Below are 12,599 nucleotides of genomic sequence, written 5' to 3' on the forward strand. Positions count from 1 at the left end.
AGCTCTTTAAAAAGCAATTCTAAACATGGAATTTAAGTACTAACCAATGATGATTAGTTCAGATAGGCAAATTCTAGTCAGTAACTATGCAGATAAAATTTCGGCGTATCTTCCTAAAACAACGCTACGATGGATGGTGCTGAGAATTAGTGCTGTTCTCTAAAATCTAAAATATTTATGGCTTGAAGATAAAACTAAAACTCTCCACCTAACAGTATGGTTCAGTTCCAGGAAGGTGTATCTGCTGTAATGCAAGGGTGTGTTGCTAGCACGGCAATTCTCAGTCTAATTGCTTGTACCGCTTGCAGTTCTATGCAAGCACAAAATAACCCCCGTGACTCTCCTACCCCAACTGAAGTTGCTACCTCCTCTCAAGTGGTGGCTTTGGGTAAGTTAGTTCCTGAAGGGGAAGTGATTAAAATTTCTGTGGTGAATGCTCAAGATAGTCGTGTTAACCAAATTTTGGTGAAAGAAGGCGACTTTGTACAAGCCAATCAAGTAATTGCTATTTTGCAAGGACAGAATAGAGCCGAGCAGCAACTAAGACAAGCACAGGCTAATGTTGCAATTAAGCGCGCACAACTGCGGAAAATTCAACAAGGAGATTCTAAACAGGGAGAAATCATAGCTCAAAAGGCAGTACTCGTAGAATTAGCCGCAAGGTTACGCACCGAAACAAAACAAAGACAAGCGGCTATCGTTCAAGCCCAAGCAACAATGCGTAATGCCGAGCTAAAATACCAGCGTTATCTAACTTTAGCTAACCAAGGAGCTATCCAGCGTTCGGAATTAGACGACGCTCAAGAGCAATTTGAAACAGCTAAAGCAATTCTTGCCCAAAATCAAGCCGAATTAGAAAACACCACATCCACCTTAAAAGCGCAGCTGACTAAAGAAGAAGCCAATCTCAAACGCTTACAGGAAGTGCGTCCAGTTGATGTAGAGATAGCCAAAGCGGAACTCCAACAAGCCCAAATCCAAGTAGAACAGAGCAAAGCACAATTAGAAGATACACAAGTCCGAGTTCCTGTGTTTGGGCAAATTTTACGCATCAATACCCGCGTTGGCGAACAGGTAAACACCCAAGAAGGAATTGCAGAATTGGGACAAACAAAACAAATGTATGTGATTGCAGAAATCTACGAAGCTGATATTGGCAAGGTGGAATTAGGACAACCAGCGATCATCACTAGTGAGTACGGCGGCTTTAGTGGCGAACTGCGGGGGAAAGTTGCTCAAATTGGTTTGCAAATTGGTAAAACCCGTCTCAGTCAAGACCAAAATAACCCGACTAATGATGTAAATGCACGAGTAGTTGAAGCAAAGATTCGCATTGCTCCTCAAGATAGTCCCAAGGTGGCGGCGTTAACGGGGATGCAGGTACGAGTGAAGATTAATATTTGAAAATATCATGAAAATTCTTCAAAATCTCGGATTAGAAACTCCTTTAGCTTGGGCGCAATTATCCCATCAGAAGGTACGTCTAGTTGTAGCAACTACAGGTGTATGCTTTGCCAATATTCTCATGTTTTCCCAGATGGGACTTTTAGCCATGCTAACTGAGGGAACAACCAAACTGCATGAAACTTTAGGCGGAGAATTAATCTTAGTCTCTACATTTAGCCCCAGTTTACAGTTTAGAATTTCTTTTCCTCGTGCTTATCTGTATCAAGCAGCCTCAGTAAACGGTGTAGAGGCTGTCGCACCAGTTTATATCAGTCAGGCTAATTGGGTGAACCCTAACCAGTTATCTCAGCCCATTAATTCTAGACAAAAAATATCACGCAGACGAGGTTTTTTTGGTAATGAAGTTCGGGTGATTGCGTTCAACCCTACCCAATCTTTTGTATTGAACTCACCTGAAATCAAACAGCAACTTTCCAAATTAACCACCCCAGATGCAGTTTTATTTGATCGTCTATCTCAAGCTTCTCTAGGAGACATTGGGCAATTACTTACTCAGCAAAAAGAGTTAGTCACTCTCATGGAAAATCAACGCACCTATGTAATGGGGCTTTTTAGCATGGGTAGCACTATGAATGATAAAGGTAATGTAATTATGAGTGACTGGAACTATGCTCTGCGGAATGGGCAAAATAGCCTCAACTCAGTAAGACTTGCAGTTGTCAGCCTCCAAACAGGTGCAAATATTAAGACAGTGCAAGCAAAATTACGTCAACATCTGCCTTCAGATATTAGTGTGTTCACCCACGAGGAATTAATTAAACGGGAACAACAGTTTTACGCTTCCCAGCCAGAGGGAATTATTCTCAAATTTGGTACGATTGTTGGTTTTGTGGTTGGGGTGATCATCTTATATCAAGTTCTCTACTCTGATGTCAGCGATCATTTGCCAGAATATGCCACTCTCAAGGCAATGGGTTATAGCGATCGCTCACTACTAATAGTAGTTTTACAAGAAGCGATCATTCTTGGCGTGATGGGATTTGTCCCTGGCTTCTTCGCCTCAGTAGGTATTTATGAGTTATTGGTAACACTCACACGTATTCCCTTAAATATGAAGACAAGTGTAGCAATACAAGTATTTGTTTTAACTATCATCATGTGTAGCGTTTCCGGTGCGATCGCGACTACAAAACTTCGTAGTGCTGATCCCGCCGACGTGTTTTAAACAATCCAAAATTTCAAATCCAGAATTAACAATTCTATGATTCCCTCTGCTACTGTTACTATCACCAAGCTCAACCATGCTTTTGGGCAAGGAATGTTACGCAAAGCTGTGTTAACTGATATAAATTTGGCAATTTACCCAAGCGAAATTGTAATTCTTACAGGCCCTTCTGGTAGTGGTAAGACAACTTTACTGTCGCTGATTGGTGGTTTGCGTTCAGTACAGGAAGGAAGTTTAAAACTATTTAATCAAGAACTCAGAGGTTGTAATAAAAAGCAATTAACACAAGTACGCAACCAAATCGGCTTTATCTTTCAACATCACAACTTACTCAAATGCTTGAGTGCTTATGGTAATGTGCGGATGTCCTTGAAATTGCACCCAGAAATTCCCAAATATGAATATCGACAAAGGGCTGTAGCTATTTTAGATGCAGTAGGATTAAGCGATCGCGTAGACTATTACCCAGAAAACTTATCAGGGGGACAAAAGCAACGAGTAGCGATCGCGCGTGCTTTAGTTGCTCAACCTAAGTTAATCTTAGCAGATGAACCCACTTCATCATTAGATAGTAAAACTGGGCGGGATGTGATTGATATTATTCAGCGTCTTGCTAAAGAAGAAGGTTGTTCTGTGTTGTTGGTAACTCACGATGACCGTATTTTATACATAGCTGATCGCATCGTTCACATGGAAGATGGACGATTACAGGATCGATAAATATCACGGATATTGAGGAAAAGTGTCTTCTTTTCTTCAATAGAGTGATGAATTAATCTTTAAAAGAATTCGATGTTGAGGAAGAATTCAGATTTTAGCCACCAATTGGGGCAACTACTGCGTCTTCATAGGCAGTATTAATTCCGATTTCTTTGGGCTAACTTTTCTGGAATGGATTCAGCAAACCTCGGTTAAAAAGATTTTGACGTAAGGCGCTGATTTACTTTAATTTATTGCATTGCTTTAACCACTGCTGAAGCAATGTTAGCCATCAACTTTTCGCGTACTTCTAAAGGAGCTTTTGAACCAGCAATAAATACAGCGATCGCAATCCGTTTCCCGTTGGAGGAACTAATAATTCCAACATCATTAGTGGCAGTACCTGTTTGCAGAACATCTAAACCAGTACCAGTCTTATGTGCAATTGACCAATTCTTGGTAAGGCCGGCTTTGAGGCGGTTGCGACCGGTTGGAGAATCAGTCATCATCTTGAGTAGTAGCTCAGTAGAATTTTGCTTGAGTAACTCATTTGAATGCAGTTTTTTCAAAAGGTCAATCATGCCTTTAGGAGTAGCAGTATCTCGTGGGTCAGCAAGGTACTTTTCCAGAGCAGCTTTCTTCTGTTGCTCAGGAATCTGCTCGATAGCTTGGGCAAATTTTTGCTCGTCAACTAATTCTGGGCTAAAGTTAGTCAGTCCCACGGAATCCGGCTGCATCTGTTGCTCTAATCTATCAATACGAACATCTTGAATTTTTAGCCGATTCAAGATTAAATTAACTTGTTTTGTGCCACCGATGAGTCGCACTAAGGCATCTGCTGCTGTATTATCACTAATTCCGACAGAACGCTCAAGAAGGTTTTTGACAGTGAACTGTGCCTTATCACCTTTGATGTCTTTAATGATTGGACTCCATCCAGGCGCAAACTCTTGACGAGTAATAGTGACTAATTGGTTAAGTGAAATCTTGCCCTCGTCTACGAGTTTGAGAACGGCGATTGCAATAGGAAGCTTGTATACGCTTTGCATAGGAAAGCGTTGTTTGCCATTAAGAAACCAACTTTTACCACTATTAAGATCCAATACTCCAATACCGACATTACCTTGAACAGCCGAGATGTCAAGATTTTCTAGTTGTTCTGAGAGCAATACATTGTTGATTTGCCTGTGTAGAGTAATGTGATTAATTTTTTGCTTAAGCTGTGGTGAAGATACATCAATAACGTTTGAAGATGAAGGTATTAGAGATGCTCCTTGTACTTTGGCTGGAAACAGCGTCAACTTCAGCAAAATAATTGTTGCACATGAAAGCCAAAAACGATGTACAAACACTGAAAACATCTGTCGTTTAGTTTTTGAGGCCAGAGTAAATGATAAACCAATAGTTGAACGGGAGCAATGCTAGGGCAATCGCATCATCTTAATCACAACCGCAGATGTGTTTGATAATTTAGTCCAAAGATGTGAGCCAATGGATCACATCCTGCCCATGAATGAGCGCCAAGCTCGCTCTATGAACAAGCTAGAACCTCAACAGCAGTGGGAGGTGTGGCAAACCGCAGTTCAACAAGCGCTCTTCCAAGAACCCACAACAGACTCTGTTGGGCGCAGTTGTATCGGCTTTCAGGTGAAGCCCGAAAAGTTTTGCACTAGGCTCCTCATCGACACCATCTTTGAATATCGAAAGCTCGACAGGGTTAATAAGCACTATTAGAACGAATAGTTGTCTTGCACAAGGATGAATTCACAATCTACCTTAGAAAAGATTTTAGGATTTCACAAAAGCAATTATGGTGTTAATACTATCTTGTTCCAATATCGAGTATTGGCTGAAAATCATCAAACTGTCCTACTTAATTTACTAATAGCATTTACATTGCGACAGCTTTGAAGCATTCGTTTTCATCTAGCAACTGAGATGAAATCAATAAAATATGCCCAAATTTATTACTTTCTTAAATTTACTTTTTAATACTCAGGGAACGGAAACTCTATGTTTATTTCCGAATTTCGCTCACAGGTACTCAAAGGAGTGCAAACTCTTAAGCAATTTTGGTCAATCAACCAGCCGCTGACCTTCGTTGGTATTTTTACTTTTGGGCTGTTGCTGTTGATGCTGCCAGGGTTGCTAATTGATGAGCGCGTCATTACTGGCGCACCTGCTTGGCTCAAACCATGCAAGTTTGCGTTTTCAACTTCAGTGTATTCGTTCACTTTAGTATGGCTGTTGGGTTTGCTCAAACAACATCGGCAGCTAGCTACTTTAGCTGCTAATGCCACAGCTTTTGCATTGGTTGTGCAAATAGTAGTCATCATAATCCAGGTATTACGGGGTACAACCAGTCACTTCAACTTTAGTACTCCTCAAGATGAAGCGCTCTGGAGATTCATGGAAATTGCGCTGATCTTGCTTTGGGTAGCAACTTTGGTTACGGTAATTTTACTGCTGCTAGAGCCGTTGGATAAACCTGTTTTGGCGCTGGCGCTGCGGTTTTCACTTTTTTTGACCTTCATTGGCATGGGCTTGGGCTTTTTCATGACTCTACCGACACCTGAGCAACATTCCGCGCTGGTGGCAGGTCAGCTAGTGTTACATATTGGCGCTCACAGTGTGGGAGTACCCGATGGTGGCCCTAGCATCCCTATCTTATATTTAAATACACAGGGTGGTGATTTACGACTTCCTCATTTGGTAGGTATTCATGCTGTACAAGTTTTACCATTAGTAAGCTGGTTAATTACTTTTAGTTTGTCGCACCTCGGACAGCGCACACAGGTGGCTTTGATGTGGGTTGCCAGTCTTAGTTATGCTATGTTGATGTTTCTATTTACCTGGCAAGCATTGCGGGCCCAGCCTATAACGTCACCCGACGCACTGACCTTAGCTGCTCTTGCTGGCTTAGTTGCATTCACTCTCATTGCAAGTCTAATAACTTTAGCAACTGACCACTATCAATCCATTACAACTCAAGACTTTAGCAGTTAAAGCTTTCTGCTTCTCAAAATTGCAAACAGATTTTTTTGTTAGAGTAATGTTGTTGACCAAGCGATGTTTGAAATCCCTATAAATTGAGGATAGTTTATCTTGTCTGGACATTGTTGCTTTTAAAACAGCGCGATAAAAATATTTATTTGGCTCTTCATTATTTAGTATCAGCACTACTTTAATCCCAGCCTGACATCAGCCCTATGGGGTAATGATATTCAACATGACCGTGATGCAGCCATTGTTTGTTACTGGTGGGATTTGATGAAGCCTGCAAAACGTTTTCTTAGCACGTTTTCTTAACAATAGTTCAATAGGCAAGGCTACAGAAATTTTAAAAATAGTGCAAGCGGAACTAATAACTCAGAATTATCATCACTTGTCATGAAGTTGCTGATTTCAAAGTGACAAAATATGAGAGTATTTGGGCTTACTTTTTTCAAACATTCAGCCAGAGCATTTATACTAAGTATTTCTGTTTTACTTCTGCTATGGTTGAGTTCGCCACTTCTGCCAATATTAGCAAAACCAGAAACTCAAATTTTTGAGCAAGTTTGGCAAACAGTAAACGATAACTTTTATGATCCCAACTTGAATGGAGTAGATTGGAAAGCCGTTAAAAAACAATATCAACTTCAGCTAGTAAAAGCTCGCTCAAGCAAAGATGTTGCTGTTGTCCTTAATCAAATGCTTTCTCAACTCAAATCTTCTCATACTCGGTTTTATACTCAAGATGAACCTGCTTACTATCAACTTTTAGGAATTTTTCAGCCTCGAAATCCTGATTTAAATAAGCAATTAAAACAGTTTTTTCCCAAAGGTAAAATTGAATACACTGATATTGGCTTGTTTACCAAAGATATTAATGGCAAAACATTTACTAGTTCTATTCTTGATGAAAGCCCGGCTGCCAAAGCTGGCTTCAAGGTAGGTGACCAAATTTTAAGTGTTGATGGTCGTCCCTATCATCCAATACACTCTTTTGCTGGAAAAGCAGGCCAAACTGTCAAGATGTTGATACAGCGATCGCCTGAACCGAGCAGCCAGCAAGAAATTGCTGTCGTGCCAAAAATTTTTGATGCTAGCACAATGTTCTTGCAAGCTCAGACAGCCAGTATTGAGCTAATTGAGCAAGAAAACAAGAAAGTTGGTTATATCCATATATGGTCAAATGCAGCTGACCTCTACCAGCAACAACTTCAAGATGAACTAATTTATGGTCGCTTAAAAAATGCAGACGGTTTAGTTTTAGATTTGAGAGATGGATGGGGTGGAGGAGATATTAGTTATCTCAACATCTTTAGCGCCAAACACAATCTCAGCATCACTAACATTCCACGAGATCAGCGACGTTATACCTATAATTATCAATGGAAAAAACCTGTAGTGATGATAGTCAATGAGGGCAGCCGTAGTAGTAAAGAAATTCTCGCGTTTGGCTTTCAACAAAGTAAGATGGGGCCAGTTATTGGAACTCAAACAGCAGGAGCCGTACTTGGAGGTCGTCCTTTTTTAATGCGAGATGGTAGCCTACTTTATGTTGCAGTTACGAATGTATTCGTTAATGGCAATCAAAGGCTGGAAGGCAAAGGTGTAATACCAGACATTAATATTCCATTCCCCCTAGAATATGCCCAAGGAGTAGATCCTCAAAAACAAAAAACTATAGAAACTGTGTTACAAGCACAATTTCCACCAACAGATAAATAGCTCAAAATGCTTCTAAAGATTCAAACCAATATCAATCACTACACTTATCCAATTTTTATTTTCCTGACTAACTCTGAGAGGCTATTTTTTTCCGCCTAGAGTCACAGACAGAACAGCAGTATTTTGAAAGTTATCCGTGGGGCGGTAATTTCAAAACTGATATATGAAATAAACTAAAATAAACGCTAAAGTGGCAGTAGTCAGTTTACCGGGATGAAGTGTATGAGTTGGGTCATGCCTACTACCGAGATGACCTTCCCCTTATGGGGTTTAGCAATTTTCATCATCTGGACGATTACTGTTGTTGCGCTTCTGCTCACAGTCAGGATTCGGCATTTATCTGCTGGTGGTTCGCCAAAAGATTTCGGAACACCAAACGAAGAAAGCTTGCTTTGGCGACTATTTCGAGCGCAGTCTAATTTAGTAGAAAACCTTCCTTTATATATAGGAGTTGTGTTTCTGCTCACAGTTCGGGGTGTATCTGGAGCAGCGGTAGATTTGCTTGTTGTTTTGTACATCGGATTTCGGCTTGTGCATTCAGTGATTCACATAGCTGGACTCAATCCGACATTTCGGCTTTTAAGCTTAGTTATTCAGTTAGTCTGCTTGGTCGCTTTGACTGCTTTGGCAATCTTCTAGCTGAGAAAATGAATTTTCAAAAGGCTAAAAGCCGATGCAGGGAATTACCGCTATGCAATCCATTAATATTACGGTGATCAATTCATTGTTTATGACGGCGTTTCTCGGAACGGGCGCGGCTTGCATCCTTGTTTTAATCTCCTCGCTGTTTAGGTAACGTGAGTTCGACAAACCTCTGCCTCCCAGCCTCCCTTTCCTACAAGGCGCTACGGTGTACGCACATCTGTGTACTAAACCGAAATCATTGTAGATCCGTCATTATCCTCCAATTTATCGGAGGATAATGACGGATTTTAGCCCCCCTTTTTAAGGGGGGTTGGGGGGATCAAAAGGTTGTGGGGCAAGTTTATAAGATTTGTGTGTAGACCGTAGCTTAAAAAGGGAGAGAGGAATGGAAGCGGGGTTTTTTAGATCTGTGACAATCGTGTTCAATGTGCCGCTGAACGAAGCACTGGCGCTCGTCGAGCCGGACAGCACTGAGGGCGCGAGGCTATGGGCTAGCTACCTTGCCAACTGGACTGTTTAGAATTACATTCGGGCAGCTGCTGCATCACTCACTATCTCGCTTTGCCATCATTAGAAACTGTAAAATATGTTGAGATATGATTTGCGGCTGTTCAAGTTGGGGGGCATGACCGCAATTGTTAAGCTTTATTAGCTGAGAATTGGCAATGTCTTGCTGAAACTTTTCTGCATCTTCAGATGCCAGCATATCATCCGCTTCTCCCCATAAAATCAGTGTTGGTTTATCAATTTGGGCAATTCTATTTGCCAAGTCAGTGTAACCACCAGTTTTGACATAAGAAATCATTGCATCATACCAAAGCGGCATTTCTTGGTGTAACATCGCGCACTGAATAGCCAAAAGTAATTTGGCATTCAAATTAGCTAAAATACTGGCTAAATTTAATGCCAAAATGTGGCGTTGACGCAGGTATTCCACAGCAAAGAAGTCAAAAGGAGGAAACAAGTATTTGCTAAATGTAGGAGCGCCTGTGTAACCTAAGCTATTAATCAATACTAACGATTTCACAACTTGAGGATAAGTGAGAGTAAAATCAATTGCAGTTGCGCCTCCCATTGATGCCCCTACTAGTATGATAGGTTTGTTGATTAAAGTTTTCCAAAAGTCATAAAAGTGAATTTTGATTGCATTAGGGCTGTAGTTTATTTCTTTTTGCCTTTGTGTAAAGCCAAAACCTAACAAATCTACTGCCCATGTTTCATTTTGCGCCGCAAGTAATGGCAACAGAAGACGGAATTCTAAGATAGAACTGTCGAAGCCGTGCAGCAACACAATTGGTGTTCCTCCAAGACCTTTGTGAATGTAGGTGGTGAGGATTGATTGTTGGCTGAGGGAGGTTGTAAGGGCAATTTTCTCAATACTCTGGACAAAAGCGATCGCCTCTGGGTCTGTTATTTGATTAACTTGTGATGGCAGAAAATTAGGAAACATTAGAGCAATCTAATCAGGTAAGGGCAACAGGATTACTAGCATTGTTATTAACAATAGTGGGATAAATTCAAATATAAGAGTGGTCAGGGAATGAGATTGATATTTTTGGAATTATTGCAAGATATTTATTGAAAATCAAACAGTTAGTTCGCAATTTCTTGCTCTTTCTTCAGGTAGTGACAAACTCCTTGACTCATTTGTTGGAAATTGGGTGGAATCTGTTTTCCTAATGAATTCTCAACGATGCGGGCGATCGCCACTGTTAACTGCTGTGGTGTACCCTTTATCTGCTGCGGGTCAATAATTAGTTCGCCCCGGCTCTGGATTAGCGTTCCTTTATCATCTTCGAGAAAGTGATTTTTGCCCGTACAGTGAACTGCTTCAGTAAAGACGTGGGTTTTGATGTGCCAACTAGTTGTATATTCAGAATTATTCCAAATAGATTCTTCTGTCCAATTAAGTAAATCTTCGCTTAAAAAAGCACGCGCTAGTGCTGGAACATTGGCACCACCATACCAATCATGTACTAGGTATAAAAGTCCGTCTTGCTTTTGGCTTGATTTGAGCTGAATTTGTCTAACCTTTGACATATAGGGCACAAGTTCCGTTAGCTTGTCTCGGTAAGTGGCATAAACCAAAGGGCGAGCAAAGGGAATATAGGCATTGATGGAGATCAACATAGAAAGTCCTCGTGCATTACTGCACGTTGGTAGCACAAAGCGTTATTTAGGTTGTAGTCAAGAAAGCTTTCCATTGCTTCTATCAAAGTGGATAGTTATCGCTTTCTTCCCAATAGCAGCCCAAAGCTACGATCAAACAATTTATTGAATTGGTCAGCCTTAAGATGTAGTGATACTATGTTGCGATCAGACAGATTTGGATTTCCTCACCTCTGCTGCCCTAATTTACTATCTTTGAATGCAACTCGGTATGAGGAGGTCAAAGGAATCGATGGAAACTGACGCCTAGCTGTTAAAGATTTGAGTTATGAATCAAAGGAAGGTTTGGGTAGCTCATCATTTAATGCCCAGTTACCAATATCCCGAACCTTGTAATCTACTGGATCATGGAGGGTAAAAGTACGGAGGTTACGCCAGTAGCGATCAAAGCCATGTTTTTTGCTGGTGGCGCGTGCGCCCATCACTTCAAAGATGCGGTTGGTGATGTTTAAGCCGACTCTGGTAGCTAGGATTTTGACAGTTGCGATCGCGCTCCTGCTTTGGTGTTCCTCCTTCCGCATCCCGTTCTACCGCAGTTTGGGCAAACGGTGGTGTTGAGAATTGCAGTAAGGCTTTCCTCAAGTAGATTGACTGGTTAATCGCAAAATAGCAAATAATAGATTATGAACAAACGGTATTTTTTACAGGCTAACGCGGCGCTAGTGGGCGCAGCATTGTTATTACCTTATACCAACTGGAGAGCAGCAACTATGGCAACTTCTAATACCGAATATGAAATTACCAAATCCGAGGAAGAGTGGCGTAAAATACTAACGCCGGAACAATTTCATGTACTACGTAAACATGGAACTGAACGTGCTCACACTAGCCCACTCGATAAACAATATACCCAAGGCGCTTATGTGTGCGCTGCCTGTGAACAGCCACTATTCACATCTGAAACCAAATTTAATAGTGGAACTGGCTGGCCCAGCTTTTTTAACCCAATTGAAGGTGCGATCGGCACAACTGTAGATCGGTCGCTTTTTATGACTAGAACTGAAGTGCATTGTAGTCGCTGTGGTGGGCATCTGGGTCATGTGTTTAACGACGGGCCAGCGCCTACTGGTAAGCGCTACTGTATGAACGGTGTCGCGCTTAAGTTTATTCCTGCTTGATATTTTCACTTAAAGCAGATATTTAATAGGTTAAAAATTCTAGTTCCCCTTGCAATTGGATTGGTAAGCTGCTTTTGGTTGCAAGGCTGTTCACCACCAAACGAAGCTACAAATAAGCTTCAGGGGAAACTAGTGTTAACCGACTTTAGTACCATTGCACCCTTAGCGGCATAAATCAGCAAACGCTTTGAGGCGTTGCATATTTGCGGGATGAATTGAGATTTTTGACTAAGGTTAAAGGTAGATTCTACCCTAAAGAGCGGGAACCCTCTTCTCCTGCAAAGACGCTAACGCGAACGAGGGAACGGGAACGCTTTGGGCGAACGCGCCTTTGCGTCGCCAGTTGCTACCCTGTGGGAAGCCCTTTGGGTACTCTAAAACTTAAAATCAAAAATAGGTATGAGGTAGTATATCTACTGGTCAGTTAGGAAAAATAATTGTGTTATATCACCTAGATTTTCACGTAGAATACCCCGATAATATTTCTCAGCAAGAACTTTTTGCAATCTGGACTGAGGAAGCAGATGCAGCTCTCCAAGCAAAGCAGGCAGGGGTGGTTGTGGACTTACAGCGGTTTTCAGATGAATAGACCACAGTGAGCAAACCAGCCCCAAGCATCA

13 protein-coding genes are annotated in these 12,599 nt (G+C 41.4%); 9 read left to right on the forward strand and 4 right to left on the reverse strand.

All coding sequences use genetic code 11. The annotated features are described in order from the left end of the window. The first annotated feature begins 216 nt into the window (after positions 1-216). The 3 genes from AC5JL8_RS05460 to AC5JL8_RS05470 are packed head-to-tail and all read left to right on the forward strand — an operon-like array spanning position 217 to position 3,352. On the forward strand, positions 217-1,404 hold the full coding sequence (locus AC5JL8_RS05460) for an HlyD family secretion protein (RefSeq protein ID WP_495878756.1): 1,188 nt from the start codon (positions 217-219) through the stop codon (positions 1,402-1,404). 7 nt (positions 1,405-1,411) lie between these two features. Continuing rightward, entirely contained in the window at positions 1,412-2,632 is a 1,221-nt protein-coding gene (devC, locus tag AC5JL8_RS05465) for an ABC transporter permease DevC (RefSeq protein ID WP_495878757.1), read from the forward strand. A gap of 36 nt (positions 2,633-2,668) precedes the next feature. After that, positions 2,669-3,352, forward strand: coding sequence for a DevA family ABC transporter ATP-binding protein (locus AC5JL8_RS05470; protein ID WP_495878758.1), 684 nt, complete (start codon positions 2,669-2,671; stop codon positions 3,350-3,352). Between the two features lie 230 nt (positions 3,353-3,582). Here AC5JL8_RS05470 and bla read toward each other — a convergent pair whose 3' ends face one another. Further along, positions 3,583-4,692: a class A beta-lactamase gene (gene bla / locus AC5JL8_RS05475; protein WP_495878759.1), complete on the reverse strand. Its 1,110-nt coding sequence runs from the start codon at positions 4,690-4,692 to the stop codon at positions 3,583-3,585. Positions 4,693-4,822: 130 nt separating this feature from the next. On the opposite strand from bla, the gene AC5JL8_RS05480 reads away from it, so the two are divergent. The 4 genes from AC5JL8_RS05480 to AC5JL8_RS05495 all read left to right on the forward strand — a co-directional run bounded on the left by AC5JL8_RS05480 (position 4,823) and on the right by AC5JL8_RS05495 (position 8,686). Further along, complete coding sequence (locus AC5JL8_RS05480; protein ID WP_495878760.1) at positions 4,823-5,065, forward strand: hypothetical protein; 243 nt, start codon at positions 4,823-4,825, stop codon at positions 5,063-5,065. A gap of 279 nt (positions 5,066-5,344) precedes the next feature. Continuing rightward, a complete protein-coding gene (locus AC5JL8_RS05485; protein WP_495878761.1) occupies positions 5,345-6,337 on the forward strand; it encodes a hypothetical protein in 993 nt (330 codons plus the stop codon). A gap of 414 nt (positions 6,338-6,751) precedes the next feature. Beyond that, positions 6,752-8,047, forward strand: a complete 1,296-nt coding sequence (locus tag AC5JL8_RS05490; RefSeq protein ID WP_495878762.1) for a S41 family peptidase — start codon at positions 6,752-6,754, stop codon at positions 8,045-8,047. Between the two features lie 222 nt (positions 8,048-8,269). Further along, positions 8,270-8,686 carry an MAPEG family protein gene (locus AC5JL8_RS05495; RefSeq protein ID WP_495878763.1) on the forward strand — a complete coding sequence of 139 codons (417 nt, stop codon included), beginning with the start codon at positions 8,270-8,272 and terminating at the stop codon, positions 8,684-8,686. Positions 8,687-9,236: 550 nt separating this feature from the next. Here AC5JL8_RS05495 and AC5JL8_RS05500 read toward each other — a convergent pair. From AC5JL8_RS05500 to AC5JL8_RS05510, 3 genes are all read right to left on the reverse strand, one after another. Then, positions 9,237-10,142, reverse strand: a complete 906-nt coding sequence (locus tag AC5JL8_RS05500) for an alpha/beta fold hydrolase (RefSeq protein WP_495878764.1) — start codon at positions 10,140-10,142, stop codon at positions 9,237-9,239. 143 nt (positions 10,143-10,285) lie between these two features. After that, the gene (locus AC5JL8_RS05505; RefSeq protein WP_495878765.1) at positions 10,286-10,822 is read right to left on the reverse strand and encodes a hypothetical protein; all 537 of its coding nucleotides are present in this window, start codon (positions 10,820-10,822) and stop codon (positions 10,286-10,288) included. A gap of 305 nt (positions 10,823-11,127) precedes the next feature. Continuing rightward, positions 11,128-11,382: an acyl-CoA dehydrogenase family protein gene (locus AC5JL8_RS05510; protein WP_495878766.1), complete on the reverse strand. Its 255-nt coding sequence runs from the start codon at positions 11,380-11,382 to the stop codon at positions 11,128-11,130. Between the two features lie 102 nt (positions 11,383-11,484). Between AC5JL8_RS05510 and msrB the strand changes: the two genes are divergently transcribed. Both msrB and AC5JL8_RS05520 read left to right on the forward strand, forming a co-directional pair. Beyond that, positions 11,485-11,979 (forward strand): peptide-methionine (R)-S-oxide reductase MsrB, encoded by a 495-nt coding sequence (gene msrB, locus AC5JL8_RS05515; RefSeq protein ID WP_495878767.1) that lies wholly within the window; start codon positions 11,485-11,487, stop codon positions 11,977-11,979. 439 nt (positions 11,980-12,418) lie between these two features. After that, the gene (locus AC5JL8_RS05520; protein WP_495878768.1) at positions 12,419-12,568 is read left to right on the forward strand and encodes a muconolactone Delta-isomerase family protein; all 150 of its coding nucleotides are present in this window, start codon (positions 12,419-12,421) and stop codon (positions 12,566-12,568) included. The last annotated feature ends 31 nt before the right edge of the window (positions 12,569-12,599 follow it).

It is taken from the genome of Mojavia sp. (assembly GCF_059505145.1).